Below are 24,011 nucleotides of genomic sequence, written 5' to 3' on the forward strand. Positions count from 1 at the left end.
AGTAGCCGCGGGTAGCCTTCCCGGCCGTGCCCGACCTCCCCGGCCGCCTCGCCCGCCGTACCCTGGAGCTCGTCGACCTGCCGTCGGTGTCGCGCAGCGAGCAGCGGCTGGCCGCCCATGTGCTCGAGGTCCTGCGCTCCGGCGGGGCCGACTGCCGGGCGGCGGGCGACACGTGCGTGCTGGCCGGTGCGACCGAGCGCGGCGCGCGGCCGCTCGTCCTGCTCGCCGGCCACCTGGACACGGTGCCCGAGCAGGGCAACCTGCCCGGCGCGATCGTGGACGGTCGCGTCGTCGGGCTCGGCGCGGCGGACATGAAGGGCGCGGACGCGGTGATGATCGAGCTCGCCATCGCCCTGGCGGGCCGCGAGACCGCCGTCGACGTCGGCTTCGTCTTCTTCGGCCGCGAGGAGCTGCCGTTCGCCGAGAGCGCGCTGACGCCGCTGCTCGAGCGCGAGCCGGGTCTCGCGGCGGCCGACCTCGTCGTGGTGATGGAGCCGACCGCGAACGCGCTGCAGCTCGGCTGCCTGGGCAACCTCAACGCGACCTGGACGTTCAGCGGACGGGCCGGGCACTCGGCGCGCCCTTGGCTGGCCGACAACGCGATCCACCGGGCCGCCGAGGGCATCCACGCGCTCGCGCAGGTCGGGCCGGTCGAGCACCGCTTCGGCGGGCTGACCTACACCGAGGTCGTGTCGGCGACGACGATCTCCGGCGGCATCGCCCAGAACGTCGTGCCCGACCGGGCGGTGGCGCAGGTCAACTACCGCTTCCCGCCCGGACGCGGCGCGGCCGAGGCCGAGGCGCAGGTGCGGGCGTGGTGCGAGCCGTACGGCGCGATCGAGATCACCGGGATCGCACCGTCGGGGCCGGTGCCCGACGCCAATCCGCTGGTCGCGCGGCTACAGGAGTCGGGCGCCGGCGAGGTCGCGGCCAAGCAGGCGTGGACGCCGGTCGCCGAGTTCGGCCTCGCCGGCGTCGACGCGGTGAACTTCGGCCCCGGCGATCCCGTGCACGCGCACCGCGCCGACGAGGAGGTCTCGGTCGCCGCGCTCGTCGAGTGCTTCTCCGTGCTGGAGCGGTTCCTGTGCGGGTGAACCCGGCGCTCGAGCAGATGGGGACGTACCCGTTCGTGCGGCTGGGCGAGGCGAAGGCGCGCCTGGCCGCCGAGGGGCGGACGGTGATCGACTTCGGCGTGGGCGAGCCGCGGGAGGAGACCCCTGCGTTCATCCGCGCGGCGCTGTGCGCGGCGGTCGAGTCCGAGCCGGTCTCGGTGTACCCGCTCGCCGTGGGAATGCCGCAGCTGCGCGAGGCGATCGCCGGCTGGGTCGGCCGCCGGTTCGGCGCGCCGCTGGACCCGGACACCGAGGTGGTGCCGACGCTCGGCTCCAAGGAGGCGATCTACGGGCTCGCGCAGGTCGTCGGCCGGGGCCGCGGGGCCGTGGCGGTCACGACGCCGGGCTACCCGGTGCCCGAGCGCAGTGCCGTGATCGAGGGGCTCGACGTGCTGTCGCTGCCGCTCGACGGCGCGCGCGGCTGGCTGCCGGACCTCGATGCGGTGCCGTGGGAGCGGCTGGCGATCCTGTGGCTCAACTCGCCGGGCAACCCGACCGGCGCGGTCGCTTCGGTCGCGTTCCTCGAGGAGGCCGCCGCCCGCTGCCGGCGCCACGACGTGATCCTCGCCTGCGACGAGGCGTACTGCGAGCTGTGGTTCGAGGGCGACCCGCCGCCCTCCGCGCTCCAGGTCTCCGACCGGCGCGGCCTGCTCGCGTTCCACTCGCTGTCGAAGCGGTCGTCGATGCCGGGCTACCGGTCCGGGTTCGTCGCCGGCGACCGGGAGCTGATCGCGCTGCTCAAGCGCCACCGCCCGACCGTCGGCACGGCCCCGCAGCGCTTCGTGCAGCACGCGTCGGTCGCGGCGTGGTCCGACGACGCGCACGTGACCGAGATCCGGGCGCGCTACGGGGCCAAGCGCGAGATCGTGCTGCCGGCGCTGCGGGCGACCGGCCTGGAGCCGGTGGGCGGGCCGGCATCGTTCTTCCTGTGGCTGCGCGTGCCGGACGACGGCGACGATGCGGCGTTCGCGGCGCGCTGGCTCGAACGCGGCGTGGTGCTCGCGCCCGGGTCATATCTCGGTGCGGGCGGCGAGGGCCACGTGCGCGCAGCGCTCGTCCCGACGCTCGAGGAGTGCGAGCGGGCGGCGGAGCTGCTGGCCGGCGAATAACCTGCGCCGCGATGTCCACCGCTCCCACCGCCGCCGCCGCCCACGGCCTCGCCACCGTCGACCTCGCCTCCGGGGCGACGCTCGAGGTCTTCTATCCCGCCCCCGTCCTGGGCGCCCATCCCGCCGCAGTCGACCTGCCCGCCGACGCGCGCGAGGACGCGCTGCGCGCCGTCCGCGTGGAGCGGGTGACGACGATCATCGCCAACCTCGCGATGCCGCCCGCGGACGTCGCGGACGCCTACCTTCGCCTGCACCTCCTCTCGCATCGCCTGGTGGCGCCCAACCAGGTGAGCATGGAGGGCATCTTCGGCGTGCTGGTCAACGTCGCGTGGACGTCGCTGGGCCCGGTGTCCCTCGACCGGCTGCCGGAGCTGCGGCTGCGCGCCCGGGTCGACGGCATGCCGTTCAGCGTCGTATCCGTCGACAAGTTCCCGCGGATGGTCGACTACGTCGTGCCGCCGGGCGTACGGATCGCCGATGCCGACCGCGTCCGCCTCGGCGCCCACCTCGCCGAGGGCACGACCGTCATGCACGAGGGCTTCGTCAACTACAACGCCGGAACGCTCGGCGCCTCGATGGTCGAGGGCCGGATCAGCGCCGGGGTCGTGGTGGGCGACGGCACGGACATCGGCGGCGGCGCCTCGATCATGGGCACCCTGTCGGGCGGCGGCCGCGAGGTCGTCTCGCTGGGCGAGGGCTGCCTGCTGGGCGCGAACGCGGGCCTCGGCGTGCCGCTCGGCGACGGCTGCGTCGTGGAGGCGGGGCTCTACCTGACCGCGGGCACGCGGGTCACGCTGCCCGACGGCGAGGTCGTCAAGGCCCGCAACCTGGCCGGTGCCTCGAGCCTGCTCTTCCGCCGCGACAGCCAGACCGGCACGGTCGTGGCGGTCCCGCGCAGCGGCAGCTGGGGCGGGCTGAACGCGGTGCTGCACGCCAACGACTGAGATCCCTCAGGGCAGGTCGATCTCGCCCCGGAACACCGGCAGCGCCCAGCCGGTGAGGTTGACGTGGAGGTCGTCCTCGACCTCGACCTCGAGCTCGCCCCCGTCGAGGCGCACGGTCACCGGGGAGCTGCCGCCGCGCAGCACGTGCGCGACCGCCGCGCCCGTGGCCCCGGTGCCGCTCGACAGCGTCTCGCCCACCCCGCGCTCGAAGATCCGCGCGCGGATCGCGTGCTCGTCGAGCGGCGCGTAGAACGAGACGTTCGTGCGGTTCGGAAACAGCGGGCTGTGCTCGATGTCCGGGCCGATGGCGCCGAGATCGAGCGCGTCGGGATCCTCGACGGCGATCGCGCACTGCGGGTTGCCGATCGACACGAACTGGAAGGTGCGGCCGGCGAGCTCGCCCCGGCCGTCGGGGCCGCCGGACGGGAAGTCCTTGGCGCTGTGGAGCTTCGCGCGGCCCATGTCGACCCGGCAGCGGGTCTCGTCGAGGATCGTCGGGCGGATCTCGCCGGCGACGGTGCGGATGGAGAACTGGCGCCGGTCGGTCCAGCCGTGGCGGTGGAGGTACATGATCGCCTCGCGCGCCCCGTTGCCGGAGAGCTCGGCCTCCGAGCCGTCCGGGTTGAAGATGCGCAGGTCGGCGACGAACCCGGCGTCGGAGGTGCGCGCCAGCAGGAGGACGCCGTCGGCACCGACGCCGAAGTGGCGGTGGCACAACGCGCGGACCTGATCGGCCGTGAGCGGAGCGGGCAGGCGGTCCTCCTCGAGCACGAGGTAGTCGTTGCCCAGGGCCTGCCACTTCTCGAACGCGATGACGGTCATGGCGCGCGGGAGCCTACGGTCTCGCGGCGCCCGGGTCGCGACCGCCGAGCAGGCCGGCCGCGGCGTCCTCGGGCGTCGTCCGGGTCAGGTCGACCATCTCGACGCCCGGGAGCTTGCGCATCCAGGTGAGCTGGCGCTTGGCGTAGTTGCGGGTGCGGCGCTTCATCGCGTCGATGTCGCCGGCCAGCAGATCGTCGAAGCCGAGCGCCTTGCGGGCCGTCTCGGAGGCGCCGGCCGCGTTGGCGGCGCGGACCTCTTCGATCGCGCCGGCCGCCACCATCGCGTCGACGCGCGCCTCGATGCGCGCGTAGAGCGCCTCCCGGTCCATCGTGACGCCGATGAGCCGGGTCGGGTGGCGCGTGTGCTCGGTCCACAGCTGGTTGGGGCGCTGCGTCCCGTCGGGCGGTTCGAGCTCGCCGAGGTCCGAGAGCTCGAGCAGGCGGACGACCCGGTGCGCGTCGTTGGGGTCCACGCCGGCCGCCGCCCAGGGCGCGCGGCGGCGCAGCTCGGCGTGCAGGGCGGGCGCGCCGTCGCGGGCCAGGGCGTCCATCCAGGCGGCCCGGATCTCGTCGGGCGCGGCGGGACGCAGGTCGAGCTCGGCGAGCGCGGCGCGCAGGTAGAGCCCGGTGCCGCCGACGACGATCGGCGTCCGGCCCTCGTGCAGCAGCCCGTCGATCTCGGCGTGCGCGAGCCGGGCGTGCTCAGCGACCGAGAACCGGGCGTCCACGGGCACGAACGACACGAGCCGGTGCTCGAGCCGCGCGCGCTCGGCGGGGGTCGCGACGCCGGTGAGGGTCTCGAGGCCGGCGTAGACCTGCAGCGCGTCGGCGGAGACGGCGACCGGGCGGTCGCCGGTGCTCCGCAGGCGTTGCGCGAGCGCGATGGCGAGCGCCGTCTTGCCGGCGCCGGTCGGTCCGAACACCGCGAGGATCGTCGGGGTCGCCATCGCGGCCAGTATCGCGCGCCGGACGAGCGGGTCCGGCCGGCGATCTCCCCGGCCCGCCGGTCCTCCATTACTGTCCGGCTCATGGACGTCTCCGGCAGGACCGTGCTCATCACCGGCGCGACGGGCGGGCTCGGGCAGGCGATCGCCCGGACCTTTGCCGCCCGGGGCGCGTCGCTCATCGTCACGGGGCGGCGCAGCGAGGTGCTCGAGCCGCTCGCGACCGAGCTGTCCGCCCGTGTGATCGCCGTCGACCTCAGCGATGCGGCAGACGTCGAGCGCCTGATCGCCGAGACCGGCGACACCGACGTCCTGATCGCCAACGCGGCGCTGCCGGCGTCCGGCTCGCTCGACGACTTCAGCGTCGAGGAGATCGATCGCGCGCTGACCGTGAACCTGCGTGCGCCGATCATCCTGTCGCGGGAGCTCGGGCTGCGGATGGTCGAGCGCGGCGCCGGCCACATCGTGCTGATGTCGTCGCTGTCGGGGAAGGCGGCGACCCCCGGCTCGGCGCTGTACTCGGCCACGAAGTTCGGCCTGCGCGGCTTCGGGCTCGGGCTGCGTCAGGACTGGGAGCAGAAGGGCGTCGGGGTCTCGATCGTCTTCCCCGGCTTCATCCGTGACGCCGGCATGTTCCACGAGTCGGGCACGAAGCTCCCGCCGGGCGTCGGCACGCGCCGGCCCGAGGACGTGGCCGAGGGCACGCTGAAGGCGGTGCAGCGCAACCTTGCCGAGGTGGAGGTCGCCCCGGTGGCCCTGCGGGCGGGAACCCTGTTCTCCCAGATCGCCCCGGAGCTCGCGGCGAAGGTCAGCCGCCGGATGGGCGCCGGCTCGATCGCGAAGGACATGGCGTCCGGCCAGCGCGGCAAGCGCTGAGCGGCGGGCTCGGCTGAGCTCTGGGCCAGCAAGCCGCGAGCAGACCTGGCATCGGCGGGCCGCAGTGGCGCCGGCCCGAGCTCAGGCGCGGCGGCAGGCGGGGCCAGCAGGCCGGCGCCCGGCGGCCCCCTCACCGAGCGGTCGGATACCTCGGGCGGCGGGAGGACTGGCCGCCGCCGGCGGCGGCGCCGTCCTGCGGCGTGTCGGCCGCTCGCGGATCCTGGGCGCCGGTGTCTGCCGCCCGGGCGCGGGACGTCTCCTCCTCTCCCTCGGCACGCTGCGCACGGCGATCCTCTCCCTCGGTGCCGTTGCCGCTGGCGGTGTTCTCGAGGGCGGCATGGTGCTCGGCGATGCGGTCCTCGGAGCTGCGCGTCTCGCTCGACACCGCGGAGAGGATCTCGGTCGCCAGGCGCGGCCCGTCGTTCGACGCGACCGGCGTGGCCTGGATGCGCACGACGACCTCGTCGCCGTCGAGCTCCTCGAGGATGATGCGCGGGCGGTCGAGCAGCGGCGTCTCGAGCTCCTTCTCGAGCATGTTCTGGATGTCCGTCGGCGTGACCCCGGGGCGCAGGCGCGCGCGCATGTCGATGGCGTCGGGCTCGCGCAGCGGGACGACCGCGACGTTCAGGACCACGCTGTTGGGGATCATGATCTCGTCCTCGCCGTCGGCGAAGACCGTGTAGAGCAGCCCGAGCTGGCTGACGACGCCCTCGGCGGTGATGCCGGATCCCTGGAGCTTCACGCGCTCGCCGACGCGGAAGGGCCGCGCGCTCAGCAGCACCATGCCGGCGAACAGGTTGCCGAGCGTCTGCTGCGCCGCGAGACCGAGGACGACGGCGGTGAACGCGCCACCCAGCGTCAGCGACCGCGCGGACAGTCCGGCGATGTTCGCCGCCGCGAAGAAGGTGATGAGGATCGTCGCAAGGCGGATGAGGAACCCGACCGTGCCGGCGGTGGCGGGGTCCATCCGGCGGAAGAGCATCGGTCCCAGCGATCGCCCGGCCGCCCGTGCGAGCGACCACCCGAGGATCAGCATCACCACGACGCTGGCGATGCGGACGGGCAGCGCGAGATCGGGACCGAAGATGTCCTTGCGCTGCGTGTAGACCACGATGACGCCGACCAGGAGCGGCAGAAGCAGCAGGAGCTCGAGCCGCGCCCGCTTGACCGCGGCGCGGCTCAGCTGCTTGGCCAGGCCGACCTCGGCCCAGCTGTGGGAGCGGGTCTCGAACATCGACGGCTTGCTGTATCTCTTGATTCTCGGCATGGCTTGTTGGGGATCTGCCCCGTGGCGTCCGACACTAACGGCGAGCGACGTCCCACCATCACAACGCGGCCCGGACGCCGGAGGTTGCGCTCAGGCGCGCGACAGGCAGGGCTGCGCCGCCCGGATGGTCAGAACAGCGCCTCCTGGATCGGCGCCGGTGCGCCTCCGCCTCCGGGGTCCCCCCGCGCCGCGCCACCCGACCGCACGCCGTAGCGGGCCGCCGCTGCCCCCGATCGCGCGCCGTCGGGCGCCTCGCCTGCGCCGGGCCGCCGCACGCCCCGATGGTCGCGCGTCGGCGACGGCAGCGGCGACACGGGCCCCCGCCGTACGAGCCGGGTCAACCGCTCCCGCTCGGCCCGCGGCGCGTAGGCGCCGCGCGCGTAGAGCTCCTCGTAGCGGCCGACCAGGTCGGGCCGATAGGAGCGCAGCCACTCCATGAAGACGCCCCGCACGTCGCCGCGAAGGTGCAGCGCGATGCCCGACACGCCCGTGGCCCCGTTCTCCGCCGCCAGATCGAGGATCCGCTCGACCTGCTCCGGCGAGTCGTTGATTCCCGGCATCAGCGGCGCGACCAGCACCCCGCACGGGATCCCGGCCCGGTTGAGCTCACCGATGGCCTCCAGCCGCGCCCGCGGGTGCGGCGTGTGCGGCTCGCTCGCCCGCCATGCCTTCTCGTCCAGCGTCGGCACGGAGAAGTTCGCGCTCACGTCGGTCACCGCCGCGACCTCGCACAGGAGGTCCAGGTCGCGCAACACGAGCGGCGACTTCGTCAGCACCGAGCATGGGTTGCGCGCATCGCGCAGCACCTCCCAGATGCCCCGCATCAGCCGGTAGCGCCCCTCGGCCCATTGGTACGGATCGGTGTTGGTCCCCATCGCGATGTGCTCGAACTTCCATGACGGCCGCCGCAGCTCCGCGCAGAGCACCTCGGGCACGTTGACCTTCACCACGATCTCGCGCTCGAAGTCCCGCCCGGCGTCGAGATCGAGGTACTTGTGCGTCGGCCGGGCGAAGCAGTTGTGGCTGACGACGCCGTTGGCGACGAAGTCGCCGGTCCCCGTCGTGATGTCGAAGAGCGGCATCTCCATCTCAAGATCCTCGACGGAGACGACACGCAAAGCGTGTGCCTCTCCTCGTTCGAGCGACCGTGCCGACACGAGCTGGTCATCCACGGTGAGGTGCTGACGCGCCTCACCATCGGAGTCCTCGCCGGTGACGAACCTCCACCCCGCCGCGGTCAGGAACCGGTGGTCCCCGCTGGCGACCAGCTCGTTCCCGTCGTCCAGCAGCAGCCGATGCGCCCACTTCAACGTGGCCCACCGGTCACGTACTTCGGTCGGGACCAGCCGCCGCGAGCCGCCCCGCATCTCCGTCCCCAGGACCCTCTCGCCGGCCCGCAGCGAGTCGATCCGCCGCGTCCGACCATCGGCCATGAGCACCAGCGTGTCGCCCGCGAGGCAGTAGACACAGGCATGGGTGCAGCCTCTGTACGGGTTGATCGTCCACCGGAACGGCACCTCCGACGCCTCCGGAACGCGGTTCAGCGCCGACTTCGCGTGAACTTCATGGAAGCGGATGTCCAGCGCCTCCGGTGCGTCGAAGCGGCGGACGACCGCGCCGTCGCGGTAGCCCGGGAGGCGGGTCCGCTCGTCGGCTTCGACGGTGAGGTTGCTCCAGCGCACGAACACATGTTCGCACAGCGGGCGGATGGAGAGAAGCGGGGCTCAGTCCGTGAGCTCGCGGGCGATCGCCCGGCCCCACGCGTCGATCGCGTCCCAGTCGCGGTGGTCCCCGAGCCGGCCGCCGAACGCGTGGTACAAGACACGCGACGCCAGCGGCCACATGTCACGCTCGACGACCCCCGCGAAGACCCGGTAGTCGCGCGGCGACAGTGCTGCCCGGACCTCCGCGATGTCCCGCGGCTCGCGACGGACGAGCGGCCCGATCATGCGCTTCGTGTCGCCGAAGGCGCCCACGCTGAACAGCCACACCGGCCGGCCACGCAGCGCCGCGGCCTCGCGCCGCACGAACTCCGAGGCCTCGGGCGGCCATCGCCCGTCGTAGACGGGCGCACCGAACACCACAGCAGCCGCGCCTCCGACATCGCCGACCTCCCCCACCGCCCGAACGTCGACCGCCAGCCTCTAACGCGTCGCCGCGGCCAGCAGCGACATCTCGCCGGCCAGCGTCTGCGACGTGGCGCCGGTGATGGCGACCGCCACGATGTCCCCCGGCTCGGCCAGCCCGTCGAAGTTGACGACCTTGTTGTGGCTGGTCCGGCCCCGCAGGCGGCGCGGGTCGTGCCGTGAGGGGCCCTCGACGAGCACGTCGAGCGTGCGGCCGACGAAGCGCTGGGCGCGCTCGCGGGCGCGCCGCTGCACCACCTCGACGAGCCGCTCCATCCGCGCGGCCTTCACCTCGTGCGCCACGTCGTCGGCCATCTCGCCCGCGAGCGTGCCGCGCCGCGGCGAGAAGATGAACGTGAACGCGCCGTCGTAGCCGACCTCCTCGACGACTTCGAGGGTCTGTTCGAAGTCGGCCTCGGTCTCGCCGGGGAAGCCGACGATGACGTCGGTCGTCAGCGCGACGTCGGGCACGTGGCGGCGGATCATCTCGACGCGATCGAGGTACCGCTCGCGCGTGTACGTCCGGCGCATCGCCTTGAGGATCGCCGACGATCCGGCCTGCAGCGGCAGGTGGATGTGCTGGCAGACGCTCGGTAGCTCGGCGTGGGCGAGGACGACATCCTCGCGCATGTCCTTCGGGTGCGGGCTCGTGTAGCGGATGCGGTCGAGCCCGTCGATCGCGTCGAGCTCGCGCAGCAGCGCACTGAAATCGACCCTCGGTCGCAGATCGCGTCCGTACGAGTTGACGTTCTGGCCGAGCAGCGTGATCTCCCGGACGCCGTCGGCGACGACCGCGCGCGCCTCGTCGACCAGCTCGCCGAGCGGTCGCGACACCTCGCGCCCGCGGGTCGAGGGGACGATGCAGTACGAGCAGTTGCAGTTGCAGCCGACCGAGATCTGCATCCACGCCTGGAACTCCCGCGCGCGTTTCATCGGCAGGTGGCCGGTGAAGCCCTCGAACTCGAAGTATCCCTGGGCGGACAGCGACTCGCTCGTCAGGAACTCAGCCAGCCGATGCACCTGCCCCGGCCCGAACGCGACGTCGACGAACGGGAACTGGCGGAAGACGTCCTCCTTGACCGACTGCGCCCAGCAGCCCCCGACGCCGATGATGCGCTCCCGCTGCCCCCGCTTCAGCGCCTTGGCCTGGTGCAGGTGGCTGATGAAGCGCTCGTCGGCCTTCTCGCGGATCGAGCAGGTGTTGAACAGGATGAGATCGGCGTCCGCCGCCTCCCCGACCTCGGCGTACCCGAGCGACTCGAGCATGCCCTTCATGCGCTCGGAGTCGTGCTCGTTCATCTGGCAGCCGAACGTGGTGACGTGAAAGCGCTTCTGCGTTGCGGGCACGGCCATGTCGAACACGAAGCGTAGAGCCATCGGAATCACTCCACGGGGGACGTCCAGCAGGTGCTTGACGCCGACTCCCCGTCGCACCCGGAGAAGATCCGACGCTGGCACGAGCTCATCGCGAACGATCGTCCGCCGGGTCGAGCTCGTCGCCGGCGCGTCCGTGGTCAAGGCCGGCGAGCAGCTCGTGTCCTTCGGCGAGCGGCGCGCTGGCCGGAGGTGACGGCTCCTTCCATGAAGTCCGTCGTGCCGGTCTCCGCGCCGGCGAACACGATCCGGCCGATGGGGCGGCGCAGGGTCGCGCCGACGCTGCTCAGCGTGCAGGTCGGGACCTGGCTGCCGCAGCCTCTCGACCAGGGGTCGTCCTCCCAGTTGCGGACGTAGAACTCCTTCGGCGCCCGCGCCTTGGGCTCGAAGTACGTCTCGAGCGCTTCGAGCGTCAGCGCGCGGGTCGCCTCGTCGCTGGACGGGTCGCCGCCGTACCGGGCGAGCGCGGGCCCGCTGCCGAAGAACAGCGCGCACAGGATGCCTTCGTCTCCCTCGGTCGGCGACAGGTCCAGGACCAGTGGGATCGAGGCGAGCCCGGAGGCGACGCCGGCGAGGCCGTCCTCCCGCCACCAGGGTTGACGATCGCCGCGCTGCCCTCCACGAATCGGCCGGTCCAGACGGCGCCGAAATTGCCAAGCGCGTCTACATCACGATCGACCAGCAAGCGAGTGACGTCGAAGACTGGTTCTACGCCGTGATGGGAGCGTGCGGGGCCGCTTCTGTGCCCGTCTCCGCCGGCGACGCGCCTCGGGTCCGGTGCTGCGCGACCCGGACAGCCCGCGCGGCTGGGTACCGGCGGCCGATGGGTCGGCGACGCGGTCCTGAGCCGACCGCTGGATCAGCCGGCGCCCTGTGCCCCCCAAGGGTTGGCGAGCAGCGCCAACTCGGGTTCGGCGGGGACGCGCACCTCCGCGGGCGGGAACGCCTCCGACCTCCACGCGGATCCCCCCGGAGCGACGGATCCACGAGCGAACTGGACCGTTCGATCGTCCTACGCGGCATCGGCTCGGGAATGTGCGCGAATGCCGGCAGCCGCCCTCCCAGGAACTGTGACGTCCATGCGGGATGCCGCAGCCCGTCGATGATCGTCCGGGCCCCGATCGCCGGCGGCATGGTGAAGCCGTTGCGGGTGTCCCGCTCGCGGCCGCCAACTGTCGGGGCGTCGGCGCCGACCAGCAGCGCCCGGTATCCCGCATCCCGCGCGCGTGTAACGATCTCGCGTGACAGGCCCCGGTCGCGCAGCATGTACAGCTGAAACCACAGCGGTCCCTGTGACGCCGCCGCGACGTCCTCGAGCGGCGTACTCGACATGGTGGAAACGGCGTAGGGCACCCCCGCAGCCGACGCGGCCCGGGCGACGTCTCGTTCTCCGCCATCACGGATCGCCCGCGTCAAGCCCGTGGGGGCAAGGGCGATCGGCAGGGCCGAGTCGCAGCCGAGTATCTCGGTGCGAAGATCGATCTCCGACACGTCGCGCATGACCCTCGGCACGAGCTCGAGCTCCTCAAGGGCGGCGCGGTTGCGGCGCACCGTCACCTCGTCCTCGCGCCACCCTCGACGAAGTCGAAGACGGCGCGAGGGAGGAACCGCCGAGCCTCCGCACGCAGACCTCCGATGCTGTGACAGCGAGCGAGCCGCCGCCGGTCTCCGTCCGTGTCGAATGCGGGCCGTCTGATCAGCGCTACGAACTCGCGCACCGTCACGCGAACCCCGCCAAGCAACCCATGGTGCCGCTCATCGCGGCAAACGTAGAGGCGCCCCGTGCCGCCGGTACAGCGCAGCGTCCCAGCCAGTGAGACCGGCGCGGGCGTGGCGGGAGCCAACGGTTTGCCAGCGGCCCGCCACACGACCACCGATCCGACGCTCGGCGGGGAGACCCCCCCGCCGAGCGCCAGGCCGATGACGATGAAGGGCTGGACGTCCAGCCTGCTGGGCCCGTCGGCGAGGAGCCTGTCGAACTTCCCCCGCCGCGCGAGAGAAGATCGACAGACTCCTAGAGCCCCTGCTCCTGCTCGATCTTGCGCACCTTGGCGATCTGCGGATCGTCTGCCGTGACGTCGGCGCACTCGTCCTGGACGACCAGCTTGCCGGCCTTCGGCGTCAGCGTGCGCCCTGTGTTGTTGGGGATGTGCACGGGCGCCTTGCCGTAGTACCACGGCTTGCACACCAGGTCCGACTTGTAGCCCTTCGTGTCGAGCATCGCCTTGTTGACGCTCTCCTTGTCGATAGGACCGTCGATCGAGAGCAGCCGGTCGACGGTGAGCTTGGCCAGCACGAAGCCCATCTGACCGAACGACCCCACGGGCACCTTCGGGGCGTACTGATCGTGCACCTTGAGGTAGAGCTGGTTGTCCGGGCCCGTCGAGTCGACGGTGTTGACCTCGGCGTTGACCAGCAGCTTGCCCTCCCACTCCGGCCCCAGCGCCTGCGCCAGGAAGTCGGTGCTGCACGTCGACGAGCAGCCCCACTTCACGCGGCCGGCCAGCCCCTGCTGCTGCGCGGCCTGCATGATCTTCAGCGCCTCGGGCGGCGTGAAGCCGAGCAGCACGCCGCCGTCAGCGCCCGCCTGCTGCACGAGCGTCAGGGCGATCGAGTTGGCGTCCTGGATCGGCACGTTCTCCTTCGCGAACACCATGGGGACCCCGGCGGCGTCGGCCACGGACTTGACCCCCTCCGCATACCACTCGGCGCCCGGCGTGCCTGCGGTCGCGAACACGAGCTTCTTGACGCCCTGCTTGATCAGCGCCTGCGCGCCGCCGTCCAGGCTGTAGCGCGGCCCGAGGTTGATCGAGGCGGAGTTGGGCGTCGAGAAGCACTCAGGGGCGACGCCGACGTTGGTCGTATAGAGGTCGTTGGCCTCGTAGAACGCGTGGTTCACGGCACAGTCGAGCAGCGAGAAGCTGCCGAGCATCCCCAACACCTTGTCGCTCGTGACGAGCTTTCTCGCCAGGCCGGCGATCTGCCCCGGATCGCTCTGCTCCTCCTCGACGATGTACTGGATCGGGCGACCCTTGATGCCGCCGTTGGAGTTGACGCAGTCGTAGAACGCCTGCGCCATGTTGGATGCATCGGTGAAGTCCGTGCCGGGCTGCTTGGTGACGATGGAGCCGATCTTGATCGGCTCCCCCGTGGCCTTCTGGCCGTTGCCAAGACCGCACTTCAACTCGCCGCCCGTGCTGGCTGTGGTCGACGCACCCGTGCTGGCCGTGGTCGACGCACCCGTGCTGGCCGTCGTGGACGCGGCGGTGCTCGCCGACGTCGCGGCGGTGGTGCCGGACTGGTTGTCGCTGCCGCCGCACGCCGCGAGCGCCGCGCTCGCCGCAAGCAGCGCCATCGCCGTCACCGCCCACCGGACCCAGACCTGACCGGGATCTCTCCTCATCGCTCCTCCTCGTCTGCCTTGTGCGCCGGCGCGCGTGTGATCCGCTGCGCTGGGCGATCACGCCCGGACGGCCGACTCACGGCCGCCGGCTGCGCTCACGGTGAGGACCGTAGACAAAATCTGTACACGCTGTCAAGCTAAGCGCCGACGGTCGCCACAACTTCGAGGAGGAGAGAGTCGCCCGATGCCACCCGTCACCAGCGCCCCACCCACGCATGACCTGGATCTCTTCGCCGACGAGGTTCTCGTCGATCCGTATCCCGCGTACGCGGAGCTGCGAGAGCTCGCCGGCGCCGTCCACCTGCCGGCCAACGACGTGTACGCGCTGACGCGCTACGACGTGATCCGCGGTGCGCTCGCGGACTGGGAGACGTTCTCGTCAGCCTCGATCGGGTTCAACCCGATGGTCAACGAGGCGCTCACCGGAACGTCGCTCGCGTCCGATCCACCGGTCCACACCCAGCTGCGAGCCGTCCTGACCGAGAACCTGACCCCGCGCGCCCTGCGCGGCCTGAAGGACACGATCGACGCGAAGGCCGACGCCCTCGTGGCCGGGCTCGTCGAGCGGCGCTCCTTCGAGGCGATCGACGCCCTCGCCCGGGCGTTCCCGCTCGAGGTCGTCGCCGACCTCATCGGCTTCACCGGCCAGGTCCGCGACAACATGCTGCGCTGGGGCCAGGCCGCGATGGAGGTCATCGGCCCGATGAACGCCCGCACCGCCGAGAACTTCCCCATCGCCGGCGAGCTCTACGGCTGGTGCTCGACCGTGACCGCCGACGACCTCGCGCCCGGCTCGGTGGGACGCGGCATCTTCGACGCCGAGGCGCGGGGCGACATCCCGCCGGACACGGCGGGCCACATCATCCACCAGTACCTCGGCGCGGGCGTCGACACGACGGTCGCGGTGATCGGCAACGTCGTCGCGCTCCTCGGGAAGCATCCCGACCAGCTGGCGCTCGTCCGCCAGGACCCTGCGCTCGTGCCGGCCGCGTTCAACGAGGTGCTCCGCTTCTGGCCGCCGATCCACGCCTGGGGCCGTCGCGCGACGAAGGACGTCGAGGTCGACGGCGTCGTCGTTCCCGCCGGCGCGCAGATCGCCATCCTCTTCGGCGCGGGCAACCACGACCCGCGCCACTACGAGAACCCGGACGACTTCCTGGTCGAGCGCAACCCTGTCGACCACCTCACGTTCGGCTACGGGGTCCACGGCTGCGCGGGCCAGGGACTCGCCCGCATGGAGGGGCACGCCGTGATCGCGGCGCTGGCCCGGCACGCCGAGCGGCTCGTGGTCGGCGACGAGGCGCGCGTTCCGAGCAACATCACCCGGAGCATCCACGAGCTCCCCGTCCTGGAAGTGGTGCGAGCATGAAGATCGTCCTCGATCGAGCCCGCTGTGAGGGTCACGGCCTGTGCGAGGAGGCCGCCCCGGACCTGATGCACCTCGACGACGATGGCGAGCTGGTGATCGACCGCGAGGAGATCACCGAGGCCGAGCTGGCCGCCGCGAACGCCGCCGTGCGGGTATGCCCGGTGGCGGCACTGCGGATCGAATGAGCGCCGCCGCGATCAGGCGGATCGTCGTCGTCGGCAACGGGATCGCCGGCCTGACGGCCGCGGACTCGCTGCGCGGCGCGGGGTTCGACGGCGAGCTGACGATCATCGGCGACGAGCGCCATCCGGCCTGCAGCCGCCCGGCTCTGTCGAAGGCACTGCTCAGCGACTGCGCCGACCTGACGTCCCATCAGCTGCCCGCACCGACGCACGGCGCGCTCGAGATCGCCGGTCGTCGTGCCTGCGGGCTCGACGCCGAGCGCCGGCGCGTGGCCCTCGACGATGGCACCGAGCTGCCCTACGACCGGCTCGTGGTGGCCACGGGCTCGCGCGCGCGTCGCCTGTCCGACCTGGCCGGCGAGCTCACCCTGCGTGGGCTCGACGACGCGCTCGCCCTGCGCGAGCGCCTCGCCGCACGGCCGTCGGTCGTCGTCGTCGGAGGCGGACCGCTCGGCATGGAGGTCGCGTCGGGCTGCGTGGCCGCCCGCTGCCAGGTGACGGTCGTCTCTCAGGGCATGCCACTCGAGATGCAGCTGGGCCCGCACCTCGCCAGGGTCTTCGCCGAGGCCGCGCAGGGTCGGGGCGTCGCCCTCGTGCAGACCGAGTCGGCGCGCCTGGAGGAGCACGGCGGCGCGACGAGGGTCGTCCTCGAGGAGGACATCGTCCTGGAGGCGGAGCTCGTCGTCTCTGCCGTCGGCGACGTCCCGAACACGGAGTGGCTGGCCGGCACGAGCCTCGTCACCGACGGCGTCGTCCGCGTCGACGCCCGCGGGCTCGCACGACCGGACGTCGCGGCCGTCGGAGACCTCGCCGTCTTCCCGACGCCGTACGGCATGCGGCGGATCCCGCTGTGGAGCACCGCGATCGCGCACAGCAAGGTGGCGGCCGCGGCGCTCGTCCACGGCGAGGCGGCGCCGCCGCTGCAGTTCCAGCCGTACTTCTGGACCGAGCAGTTCGGGCTGAGCCTCAAGGCCGTCGGGTTCCTGCCGCTGAACGGCCCGCCCGTCTATGTCGACGGCGGGCCCGGAGGCCCCGCGCTGATGCGCTGGACCCACGAGGACGGCCGCGGCGCCGCGGCCGCGCTGAACTACCGGATCCCGATCCCGCGGTTGCGGCGGATCACGGAGGACGCGGCTACCGGCGCTCGCCGAGCAGCGTGACCCACGTCTCGGTGAGGAGATCGAGCTCCGGCCCGCTGTCGAGGTCCCACGGGTCGCGCATCCAGTGCAGCGCCGTCCGGTCGAGGGTCTCCATCGCGAGAAAGCCGCGGAAGTGGCGTGTCTCGGGAGCGTGGCGGTCGGCGAGGTTCATGCCGTCGACCATGTCGCCGATGACCTCCTCGAACCACCCCTCGTAGAGCTGGCGGATCTCCGGATCGACGGCGGCGGCCTGGGTGCTGACGAGGATGTACGGCTTGATCTGCGGCCACCTCGAGGCCTGCGTCGCGAGCCAGGGCTTCAGCGCGGCGGCGGTCCCGATCTGCACCGCCTCGACCAGCTTCGACGCGGTCGAGCCGTGCGCCTCCGAGGTGTGGCGGTCGAGGAGCTCGTTGAGCTCGTCGATGAGCGCCACCATGACGTCGCGCTTGCCGGGGAAGCGCGCGTAGAACGTCACCCGCGTCGTCCCGGCCCGGGCGGCGATCTCCTCGACGGTGGTCGCCACATAGCCCTTCTGCTGGAACAGCGCGAGTGCCGTCTCGAGGATCTGCTTCCGCGTCCGCTCCTTGCGCAGTGCGCGGAGGCCGGTCATGCGGGGCACCTTAACGAACGACGCGTTTTCTTGACAGCGTGTAAAGCGTTTGCGTATCTTCGAGACCGTGAACAAGAGGGTCAACACCGTTCTCGGTCCCGTTGCGGCCGACGAGCTCGGGGTCGTCGCGGTCCACGAGGCGCTGCTCTCGGTCATCCCCGGAGCGGAGCACGCATACGACGTCACCATCGATCGCGCCGCTATCTTCGAGCGTCTCGCCGGCAAGCTGGACGAGTTCCGCCGCCACGGCGGCGGGACGATCGTGGACAGCACGGGCATGTTCCACGGCCGTGACGTCCGGCTGTACGAGGCCCTCTCGCGCTCGACGGGCGTGCACATCGTCGCGTCGACGGGCATGGGCCCGGAGGAGATGCTCGGCGGGTACTTCCTCACGCCGCAGACGAATCCGCCGACCCCCTGGTCGGCGGAGATGTTCGCCGACCTCTTCGCCAGGGAGGTCACCGAGGGCATGGTGGTCCCGCGGGTCGAGCGGCGCGGCGGGGCCGGGCTCGTCGCCACGGCCGCCGACCGAGCGGGCATGACGGCCACCGAGGAGAGCCTGTTCCGGGGCGCCGCCCAGGCGGCCCTCGCCACCGGGGTTCCGGTCTCCATCCGCTACGGGGCCGATGCGGTGCGCGAGCTCGACATCGTCCTGGGCGAGCGCCTGCCTGCCGGCCGGGTCGTCGTCGGCGGCCTGGACCGCACGGACGCCGCAGGCAGCGGAGCCCCGCTCGACGTGGCGCGCCGGGGCGCGTTCGTCGCGCTCGACCACGTCGGCCGCGACGACGACGGCGCCTACCTGACCGACCGCGACCGGGCCGCGCTCGTGGCTGAGCTGGTCGACGCAGGCCACGCGGACCGCATCCTGCTTTCTAGCAGCGCGATCGGCGCGGCCAAGGGCCAACCGGACGACGCACTGCCCTACAGCCATGTCCTGTCCGGCTTCGTGCCGCTCCTGATGTCGCACGGGCTCGGCGACGCGGATGTCCGGCGCCTCCTGGTGGACAACCCGCGCGAGCTGCTGTCCACGGTCTCCTGAAGGGGCATGTCGTGTCGAGAGTGAACACCGTCCTGGGGCCCATCCCGACCGAGGAGCTCGGGTTCGTGGCGGTCCACGAGCACATCGGGTACGGCATGCCCGGCTGCGAGCTGGACACGAAGTGGTGGAAGACGCCGGAGGAGCGCTACGAGGAGACCGTCCCGAAGCTGCGCCGGTTCCACGAGTACGGGGGCGGGACCTTCGTCGATGCCACCGGCATCTGCAACGGCCGCGACGTCGACTACTACAAGTCGCTGGCGGCCAGGACCGGTGTGCACATCGTCGCCTGCACCGGGTTCGTCGGCGGCGACACCGCGCTTGCGTTCTTCGCCCGGGCGAGCGTCGAGTACCTGACCCGGCAGTTCGTCCACGAGATCACCGTCGGCATCGGCGACACCGGCAGCAAGGCGGGCATCATCAAGGTGGGCGTCAGTCGCGGCTTTCGCATGACGGACCTCGACAAGCGCATCTACCGGGCCGCCGCCCGCGCCGCGGTCACCACGGGCGTGCCCATCTTCACGCACCTCGCCGTCGACTCGGAGCCGGCGATCGACATCTTCCGCGAGGAGGGCCTCTCGCTCGACCGGGTCCTCTTCGGGCACGCCGACGATGGCGTGAGCCAGGGGAAGGTGCGTGACACCGAGATCGCCGACCAGGGCGGCCGGATCGGCTTCGACACCTTCGGCTACGACCTCGAGCTGCCCGACCCGCCGTTCTGGGGGCGCCCGCGCAAGGAGCGGCTCGATCACCTCCTGCGCTTCATCCGCGGTGGCTATCTCGATCGGGTGCTGGCCTCGGCCGACGCCAACTGCAGCCCGCTGGGGTGGCCGGGCGTCAAGGGGCACACCGTGAACTACCTCTTCGAGGAGCTCATCCCCGACCTGCGAGAGGCCGGGATCGACGAGGCGACGATCACCACGCTGTTCGTCGACAACCCGGCCAGCTTCCTCACGATCCAGAGCTAAGGGCAAGGAACCATGCACCCCTCAGACCTGAAGGACCTGAAGGTCGCCGTCGTGGGCGGCGGGTACGGCGGCGCCGCCGCCGCCGCGGCGCTGCGCAACATCGGCGTGGGCGACGTCCACGTGTACGAACGGGCGGCCGCGGTTCGCGAGGTCGGCGCCGGCATCGGCCTGCGTCCGGCGACGGTGGAGCTGTTCCGCAAGTGGGGCATCTACGAGGCGATCGCCGCGGTGACCTCGCCCAGCGACTCCTTCGAGATCCTCACCGCCACCGGCCACGTCCTCCACCGCGAGGAATGGCCTGCCTCCGAGCACGAGACCAAGACCCGCTTCGTCCACCGCGACGACTTCATCAACGCGTTCCTCGACGTCCTGCCCGCGGGCATGCTGCACATCGGCCGGCGGGTGACCGGCATCGAGGACGGCACGGAGCGCGCGACGGTGGTCTTCGCCGATGGGGCGTCGGTGACCGCGGATCTCGTGATCGGGGCGGACGGCATCCGCTCGCTCGTGCGCCAGCAGCTGTTCTCCGACGTTCCCCCCGTGTTCTCGGAATCCCACGCCTACCGGGCGGTGATCTCCGCCGACGACACCTACGGTATGACGATCGACGACAACCTACGCCTCTACATCGGCGACAACGGCACGACGATCTACTTCCTGCCCCTGCGCCACCGCAACCAGGTGTCCTTCGACATCACGGCACCCTCCGCCGATGCATCCTGGTCCCCCGAGATCACCAAGGCCGACCTCATGCGGCTGGTCGAGGGCTTCGACGAGCGGCTGCAGAGCATCACGCGTGACCTGGACATGGACCTGGTCACGAGCCGGGCGGTGTACGACATCGACCCGATCGACACCTGGCACACGGACTGCGTCGCCCTGCTCGGCGATGCGGCGCACGCGATGCTCCACCATCAGGGCCAGGGCGCGAACTCGGCCATCACCGACGCCGGCGCCCTGGCTGACGCCCTGGTCAAGGCGGACTCGGTCAAGGCGGCGCTGGTCGAGTACCAGGCGGTCCGCAAGCCGGTGACCGACGAGCTGCAGCGCATCTCCCGGCTGGGCTGGGACGCCGGAGCCGTCGAGACGGCGTTCCCCGGCCAGAAGGGTGCGGAGTAGCGCCATGCCCCTGCACCCTGAAGTCGCCCGGGTCGTCGTCACGATGCCCGCACCGCCCGACGAGCTTGACCCGGTGGCGATGCGCGCCGACCAGGAGGCACACGTGCCGCCCCTCGACGAGCGCCTCCCGCTGGCCGCGGTGCAGGACGCGACCGCGGGTGACGTGCCGGTGCGGATCTACACGCCGACCGGCGCCGACGGCTGGCTCGTGTACATCCACGGCGGCGCGTTCTTCCTCGGCAGCCTCGACACCCACGACCATGTCGCTCGATCGCTGGCCGAGGCGACCGGGGCCACGGTGGTCTCCGTCGGCTATCGCCTGGCGCCGGAGGCGCCATACCCGGCGGGTCTCGACGACTGCTACGCCGTGGTCCGGTGGATGGCCGAGCACGGCAGGACGATGGCGATCGCCGGCGACAGCTCGGGCGCGAACTTCGTCGCCGCCGTCGCCGCGATGGCGCACGACGACGACCTCGACGCCATCACCGATCAGATCCTCTACTACCCCTCACTCGACCTGGACTTCGACCCGGACCGCTACGCCTCCCTGCGCGAGAACGCCGTCGGCTACGGGCTGGAGACCGTGGGGCTGAAGCCCTTCAACGCCTTCTACGTCGACAGCGGCGCGGACCCGGCGGATCCGCTCGTCTCCCCCATCAAGCGCGCAGACCTGACCGGGCTGCCGCGCGCCCTCGTCGTGACCGCCGAATATGACCCCATGCGCGACGAGGGGGAGCTGTACGCGCGACGGCTGAGCGAGGCCGGCGTGGATGTCGTGCTCAGCCGGTACGCCGGCGCCGGCCACGGCTTCGTCGAGCACTTCTCCTGGATCCCCGAGTTCCACCGGGTCTTCGAGGAGACGCGCGACTTCCTCGATCGGACGAGCACACCATGACGCAGCCGGCGAGCATCCATCCGCTGCCCGCGCGGTGGGGCGACTTCACGCTGGGCAGCTACTTCATCGCCGCGCCCGAGCCGGCCATCGTCGACACCGGGATCGCCTCGACGCCGGCCGAGGTGATCGCTCCTCGGCTCGAGGAGCTCGGGCACCGGGTCGAGGACGTCCGCTGGATCCTGCTGACGCACGGCCACATCGACCATGTCGGCGGCGCCCATGCGCTCTGGGAGCTCACGGGTCGCCGCGCGCAGGTCGTGATCCACGAGGCCGATGCGCCGTTCCTGCGTTCGCGCCGGGCGCATGTCGACGAGTACGTCGGCGGCCGTCAGCGCTATCTGCGGGATCCGAACGGCGTCGCGCAGCTGACGCGGGCCACCGAGGCGGTGATATCGGGAGAGATGGAGCCATCCGTGGTCCTGACGGGAGGCGAGACGCTCTCCCTCGGCGGGGAGGTGTCGGTCTCGGTCCACCATGTGCCGGGTCACACGGCGGGAGCGGTCGCGTACGTCGTCGACGGCTCCAACGACGTGTTCGTCGGCGACGCCGTGGAGATCAACGGCGGCAACGGCTTTCCGACCTACGAGGACCCGGTCGGCTATCGCGCCGGCCTGGAGCACCTGCGCGACGTCGTACGCCCGAACCGCATGTTCCTGGGCCACCCGTTCGTCGGCCGGGACGGGGTGCCCTACAGCATCGAGCTCGACCGCGAGGCGGCGCAGCGGGCGCTGCAGGAGAGCCTGGACATCGAGGCGCGCATCGCCGGGCTTGCAGCGCGCTGTCTGGCCGACGGCCTGCAGGAGACCGACTCGGTCTACTCGCCGTTCGCGCTGGTCGCCGAAGAGCTCGGCTACGAGCGCGATCCGAGCCTGGAGCCGTCGCCGTTCTTCACCACGCTGCACGGCTATCGGCAGGCGGCTCGCGCATGACGGAGATCACGATTCGCAAGGACCTACAGGTCGCGATGCGCGACGGGGTCATGCTCGCGGTCGACGTCTACCAGGGAACCGAGGACAAGCCGCGGCCTGCGCTCGTCGCGATGAGCCCCTACGGCAAGGACCTCCAGGCGCAGTCGCTCGAGCTCCCGCCGCAGCGGCGTCCCAGCCCGCTGTGGGACGGCTGCCTCGAGGCCGGGGACATCGCGCGCATCGTCGCCGAGGACTACGCCCACGTGATCGCCGATCTGCGCGGGTCCGGCGCGTCCGGCGGCGAGATGGTCGGCAACTACAACGCCGGCGGCGTCCCGCTCGGCCAGGACGCCTACGACCTCATCGAATGGGTCGCGCAGCAGCCGTGGTGCGACGGCAACGTCGGCATGGTCGGGGTCTCCTACTTCGCCTCCATGCAGGTGTTCGCCGCCGCCGAGCGGCCCCCGCATCTGAAGGCGATCTTCGTGAGCGGCGGCCACTACGACTTCTACGAGACCACCTACCACGGCGGCATCATGTGGTTCATGCCGCGCGCCGCCCGAGAGGGCCGCGGCGGCGACTCCGGCATCGCCGTCGCGGACGTCAGGTCGCGCATGCTCGCGGAGTACTCGGCGGAGGAGGTCGCGCAGCGCGTGGCGGCACGGCTCGCCGACCCCGACGTCAAGCGGTGGCCGACCCTGGAGCACGTCCTGCGGTACCCGAAGAACCGCGAGCTGTGGTTCGACATCGTCCTCAACGAGCTCGACGGCGACTGGTACGAGGAGCGCAACCCCATCACGCTCGCCCGGAACATCGACATCCCCGTCTATGTGCAGATCAACTGGGGTCGCGGCTGGACGGTCGACGGCAGCATCGAGCTCTTCAAGACGCTCAAGGGCCCGAAGAAGCTCGACCTGCTGCCCTACCCGCCGATGCAGGAGCGCCCGTTTCACGAGGTCCACGGCGACATGTTCCGCTGGTACGACCACTGGCTGAAGGGCGTCGAGAACGGCGTGATGGACGAGCCGGCCGTCAGCATCTTCGTCGAGGGCACGCGCGAGCGGGTGACCGTCGACGACTGGCCGCCCCAGGGGGTCGAGCATCGGCCGCTGTACCTGCGTCCCCGGCGCAAGCTGTCGGCGACGCCCGAACCGCTGGACACCGAGTGGGCCGCCCCGGACGGCTTCTACCAGGCGCCCCTGACCGTGACGGACAAGGTGGAGATGCTGACGTGGTCCACCGAGCCGTTCGAGGCGACGACGCAGATGGTCGGCACCGGCGCCGCCCATCTCTTCGTGGAGATCGACACCGACGACACGAATCTCATCCTGCGTCTGTGGGACGAGGCTCCGGGCGGCGGTCGTCAGCTCGTCACGACCGGCTACCTCAAGGCATCGCATCGCGAGCTCGACGACCGCACCACGGAGGGCAACCCCTACCACCCGCACACCCGTGCCGTGCCGGTCGAGCCCGGGCGCGTCGAGGAGTACGTGGTCCGGCTGTATCCGTTCGCCAACGCCTTCCGACCGGACCATCGCCTCGTGGTCGAGTTGTCGTGCAACGAGCCGCTGGTCGACGCCCACAACTCGCTGCTGCCCCCCGAGGCGATGCACCTGCCGTCCGGGCGCGCGACGGGCCACAAGATCTACCGCGATGCGACGCACCATTCGCGGCTCGTGCTGCCCTTCACGACCGACTGACCGTGACGCCCCGGCCGAGCGCTCAACCAACGACAGCGACCGCCTCCGGGGCAGGGAGCTCCGCTCACGACGCCTGCCGCCCGCTCCCGCCGCCTGCGGCATCGGATGA

The 24,011-nt window shown here is 71.8% G+C and carries 24 protein-coding genes; 14 read left to right on the forward strand and 10 right to left on the reverse strand.

From position 1 onward, the window contains the following. Nucleotides 1-26: 26 nt before the first annotated feature. The 3 genes from dapE to dapD are packed head-to-tail and all read left to right on the forward strand — an operon-like array spanning nucleotide 27 to nucleotide 3,165. Entirely contained in the window at nucleotides 27-1,094 is a 1,068-nt protein-coding gene (gene dapE, locus DSM104329_RS15375) for a succinyl-diaminopimelate desuccinylase (protein ID WP_259310726.1), read from the forward strand. After that, nucleotides 1,085-2,221 carry a pyridoxal phosphate-dependent aminotransferase gene (locus DSM104329_RS15380; RefSeq protein WP_259310727.1) on the forward strand — a complete coding sequence of 379 codons (1,137 nt, stop codon included), beginning with the start codon at nucleotides 1,085-1,087 and terminating at the stop codon, nucleotides 2,219-2,221. The genes dapE and DSM104329_RS15380 overlap by 10 nt, the downstream gene beginning before the upstream one ends. A gap of 11 nt (nucleotides 2,222-2,232) precedes the next feature. Continuing rightward, on the forward strand, nucleotides 2,233-3,165 hold the full coding sequence (dapD, locus tag DSM104329_RS15385) for a 2,3,4,5-tetrahydropyridine-2,6-dicarboxylate N-succinyltransferase (RefSeq protein ID WP_268738856.1): 933 nt from the start codon (nucleotides 2,233-2,235) through the stop codon (nucleotides 3,163-3,165). A 6-nt stretch (nucleotides 3,166-3,171) separates the two neighbouring features. Here dapD and dapF read toward each other — a convergent pair whose 3' ends face one another. Then, nucleotides 3,172-3,987 carry a diaminopimelate epimerase gene (gene dapF, locus DSM104329_RS15390; protein ID WP_259310728.1) on the reverse strand — a complete coding sequence of 272 codons (816 nt, stop codon included), beginning with the start codon at nucleotides 3,985-3,987 and terminating at the stop codon, nucleotides 3,172-3,174. 13 nt (nucleotides 3,988-4,000) lie between these two features. Next, nucleotides 4,001-4,933 carry a tRNA (adenosine(37)-N6)-dimethylallyltransferase MiaA gene (miaA, locus tag DSM104329_RS15395; protein ID WP_259310729.1) on the reverse strand — a complete coding sequence of 311 codons (933 nt, stop codon included), beginning with the start codon at nucleotides 4,931-4,933 and terminating at the stop codon, nucleotides 4,001-4,003. A gap of 81 nt (nucleotides 4,934-5,014) precedes the next feature. Between miaA and DSM104329_RS15400 the strand changes: the two genes are divergently transcribed. Further along, on the forward strand, nucleotides 5,015-5,806 hold the full coding sequence (locus DSM104329_RS15400; RefSeq protein ID WP_259310730.1) for an SDR family NAD(P)-dependent oxidoreductase: 792 nt from the start codon (nucleotides 5,015-5,017) through the stop codon (nucleotides 5,804-5,806). A gap of 130 nt (nucleotides 5,807-5,936) precedes the next feature. Here the strand turns inward: DSM104329_RS15400 and DSM104329_RS15405 are convergent, their stop codons facing one another. From DSM104329_RS15405 to DSM104329_RS15430, 7 genes are all read right to left on the reverse strand, one after another. Continuing rightward, a complete protein-coding gene (locus tag DSM104329_RS15405) occupies nucleotides 5,937-7,073 on the reverse strand; it encodes a mechanosensitive ion channel domain-containing protein (RefSeq protein WP_259310731.1) in 1,137 nt (378 codons plus the stop codon). 128 nt (nucleotides 7,074-7,201) lie between these two features. Next, entirely contained in the window at nucleotides 7,202-8,755 is a 1,554-nt protein-coding gene (locus tag DSM104329_RS15410; RefSeq protein ID WP_259310732.1) for a hypothetical protein, read from the reverse strand. Nucleotides 8,756-8,797: 42 nt separating this feature from the next. Next, on the reverse strand, nucleotides 8,798-9,214 hold the full coding sequence (locus DSM104329_RS15415) for a flavodoxin domain-containing protein (RefSeq protein ID WP_259316221.1): 417 nt from the start codon (nucleotides 9,212-9,214) through the stop codon (nucleotides 8,798-8,800). Nucleotides 9,215-9,217: 3 nt separating this feature from the next. Then, entirely contained in the window at nucleotides 9,218-10,576 is a 1,359-nt protein-coding gene (gene miaB / locus DSM104329_RS15420) for a tRNA (N6-isopentenyl adenosine(37)-C2)-methylthiotransferase MiaB (RefSeq protein WP_259310733.1), read from the reverse strand. A 137-nt stretch (nucleotides 10,577-10,713) separates the two neighbouring features. Beyond that, the gene (locus DSM104329_RS29130) at nucleotides 10,714-11,211 is read right to left on the reverse strand and encodes an FAD-dependent oxidoreductase (RefSeq protein WP_407655922.1); all 498 of its coding nucleotides are present in this window, start codon (nucleotides 11,209-11,211) and stop codon (nucleotides 10,714-10,716) included. Nucleotides 11,212-11,281: 70 nt separating this feature from the next. Then, nucleotides 11,282-12,256 carry an alpha-hydroxy acid oxidase gene (locus DSM104329_RS29135; protein ID WP_407655923.1) on the reverse strand — a complete coding sequence of 325 codons (975 nt, stop codon included), beginning with the start codon at nucleotides 12,254-12,256 and terminating at the stop codon, nucleotides 11,282-11,284. Between the two features lie 331 nt (nucleotides 12,257-12,587). Then, a complete protein-coding gene (locus DSM104329_RS15430; protein ID WP_326924438.1) occupies nucleotides 12,588-13,757 on the reverse strand; it encodes an ABC transporter substrate-binding protein in 1,170 nt (389 codons plus the stop codon). Between DSM104329_RS15430 and DSM104329_RS15435 the strand changes: the two genes are divergently transcribed. The 4 genes from DSM104329_RS15435 to DSM104329_RS15450 all read left to right on the forward strand — a co-directional run bounded on the left by DSM104329_RS15435 (nucleotide 13,666) and on the right by DSM104329_RS15450 (nucleotide 16,687). Continuing rightward, nucleotides 13,666-13,959 (forward strand): hypothetical protein, encoded by a 294-nt coding sequence (locus tag DSM104329_RS15435; protein ID WP_259310736.1) that lies wholly within the window; start codon nucleotides 13,666-13,668, stop codon nucleotides 13,957-13,959. The genes DSM104329_RS15430 and DSM104329_RS15435 overlap by 92 nt on opposite strands. A 201-nt stretch (nucleotides 13,960-14,160) precedes the next feature. Next, nucleotides 14,161-15,345 carry a cytochrome P450 gene (locus DSM104329_RS15440; RefSeq protein ID WP_259310737.1) on the forward strand — a complete coding sequence of 395 codons (1,185 nt, stop codon included), beginning with the start codon at nucleotides 14,161-14,163 and terminating at the stop codon, nucleotides 15,343-15,345. Beyond that, nucleotides 15,342-15,530: a ferredoxin gene (locus DSM104329_RS15445; protein WP_259310738.1), complete on the forward strand. Its 189-nt coding sequence runs from the start codon at nucleotides 15,342-15,344 to the stop codon at nucleotides 15,528-15,530. The genes DSM104329_RS15440 and DSM104329_RS15445 overlap by 4 nt, the downstream gene beginning before the upstream one ends. Continuing rightward, nucleotides 15,527-16,687, forward strand: coding sequence for an NAD(P)/FAD-dependent oxidoreductase (locus tag DSM104329_RS15450; RefSeq protein WP_259310739.1), 1,161 nt, complete (start codon nucleotides 15,527-15,529; stop codon nucleotides 16,685-16,687). The genes DSM104329_RS15445 and DSM104329_RS15450 overlap by 4 nt, the downstream gene beginning before the upstream one ends. On the opposite strand, the gene DSM104329_RS15455 is transcribed toward DSM104329_RS15450, so the two are convergent. After that, the gene (locus DSM104329_RS15455; protein WP_259310740.1) at nucleotides 16,662-17,276 is read right to left on the reverse strand and encodes a TetR/AcrR family transcriptional regulator; all 615 of its coding nucleotides are present in this window, start codon (nucleotides 17,274-17,276) and stop codon (nucleotides 16,662-16,664) included. The genes DSM104329_RS15450 and DSM104329_RS15455 overlap by 26 nt on opposite strands. Nucleotides 17,277-17,343: 67 nt before the next feature. On the opposite strand from DSM104329_RS15455, the gene DSM104329_RS15460 reads away from it, so the two are divergent. From DSM104329_RS15460 to DSM104329_RS15485, 6 genes are read left to right on the forward strand one after another with little or no spacing between them, the layout of a single operon-like run. Beyond that, nucleotides 17,344-18,315: a phosphotriesterase family protein gene (locus DSM104329_RS15460; RefSeq protein ID WP_259310741.1), complete on the forward strand. Its 972-nt coding sequence runs from the start codon at nucleotides 17,344-17,346 to the stop codon at nucleotides 18,313-18,315. Nucleotides 18,316-18,326: 11 nt separating this feature from the next. Continuing rightward, on the forward strand, nucleotides 18,327-19,280 hold the full coding sequence (locus DSM104329_RS15465) for a phosphotriesterase family protein (RefSeq protein WP_259310742.1): 954 nt from the start codon (nucleotides 18,327-18,329) through the stop codon (nucleotides 19,278-19,280). A 12-nt stretch (nucleotides 19,281-19,292) separates the two neighbouring features. Continuing rightward, on the forward strand, nucleotides 19,293-20,399 hold the full coding sequence (locus DSM104329_RS15470) for an FAD-dependent oxidoreductase (RefSeq protein WP_259310743.1): 1,107 nt from the start codon (nucleotides 19,293-19,295) through the stop codon (nucleotides 20,397-20,399). 4 nt (nucleotides 20,400-20,403) lie between these two features. Continuing rightward, on the forward strand, nucleotides 20,404-21,294 hold the full coding sequence (locus DSM104329_RS15475) for an alpha/beta hydrolase (protein ID WP_259310744.1): 891 nt from the start codon (nucleotides 20,404-20,406) through the stop codon (nucleotides 21,292-21,294). Continuing rightward, the gene (locus tag DSM104329_RS15480) at nucleotides 21,291-22,223 is read left to right on the forward strand and encodes an MBL fold metallo-hydrolase (RefSeq protein ID WP_259310745.1); all 933 of its coding nucleotides are present in this window, start codon (nucleotides 21,291-21,293) and stop codon (nucleotides 22,221-22,223) included. Before DSM104329_RS15475 ends, DSM104329_RS15480 begins: the two co-directional genes overlap by 4 nt. Next, nucleotides 22,220-23,902 (forward strand): CocE/NonD family hydrolase, encoded by a 1,683-nt coding sequence (locus DSM104329_RS15485; RefSeq protein WP_259310746.1) that lies wholly within the window; start codon nucleotides 22,220-22,222, stop codon nucleotides 23,900-23,902. Before DSM104329_RS15480 ends, DSM104329_RS15485 begins: the two co-directional genes overlap by 4 nt. Nucleotides 23,903-24,011: the final 109 nt, after the last annotated feature.

Origin of the sequence: Capillimicrobium parvum, assembly GCF_021172045.1 — a bacterium.
Lineage (GTDB): Bacteria > Actinomycetota > Thermoleophilia > Solirubrobacterales > Solirubrobacteraceae > Capillimicrobium > Capillimicrobium parvum.

Coding starts and splice junctions, on each gene's coding strand:
- dapD (WP_268738856.1), top strand. CDS start 2,233: ATGTCCACCGCTCCCACCGCCGCCGCCGCCCACGGCCTCGCCACCGTC.
- dapF (WP_259310728.1), bottom strand. CDS start 3,987: ATGACCGTCATCGCGTTCGAGAAGTGGCAGGCCCTGGGCAACGACTAC.
- miaA (WP_259310729.1), bottom strand. CDS start 4,933: ATGGCGACCCCGACGATCCTCGCGGTGTTCGGACCGACCGGCGCCGGC.
- DSM104329_RS15400 (WP_259310730.1), top strand. CDS start 5,015: ATGGACGTCTCCGGCAGGACCGTGCTCATCACCGGCGCGACGGGCGGG.
- DSM104329_RS15405 (WP_259310731.1), bottom strand. CDS start 7,073: ATGCCGAGAATCAAGAGATACAGCAAGCCGTCGATGTTCGAGACCCGC.
- miaB (WP_259310733.1), bottom strand. CDS start 10,576: ATGGCTCTACGCTTCGTGTTCGACATGGCCGTGCCCGCAACGCAGAAG.
- DSM104329_RS15440 (WP_259310737.1), top strand. CDS start 14,161: ATGCCACCCGTCACCAGCGCCCCACCCACGCATGACCTGGATCTCTTC.
- DSM104329_RS15445 (WP_259310738.1), top strand. CDS start 15,342: ATGAAGATCGTCCTCGATCGAGCCCGCTGTGAGGGTCACGGCCTGTGC.
- DSM104329_RS15450 (WP_259310739.1), top strand. CDS start 15,527: ATGAGCGCCGCCGCGATCAGGCGGATCGTCGTCGTCGGCAACGGGATC.
- DSM104329_RS15455 (WP_259310740.1), bottom strand. CDS start 17,276: ATGACCGGCCTCCGCGCACTGCGCAAGGAGCGGACGCGGAAGCAGATC.
- DSM104329_RS15470 (WP_259310743.1), top strand. CDS start 19,293: ATGCACCCCTCAGACCTGAAGGACCTGAAGGTCGCCGTCGTGGGCGGC.
- DSM104329_RS15475 (WP_259310744.1), top strand. CDS start 20,404: ATGCCCCTGCACCCTGAAGTCGCCCGGGTCGTCGTCACGATGCCCGCA.
- DSM104329_RS15480 (WP_259310745.1), top strand. CDS start 21,291: ATGACGCAGCCGGCGAGCATCCATCCGCTGCCCGCGCGGTGGGGCGAC.
- DSM104329_RS15485 (WP_259310746.1), top strand. CDS start 22,220: ATGACGGAGATCACGATTCGCAAGGACCTACAGGTCGCGATGCGCGAC.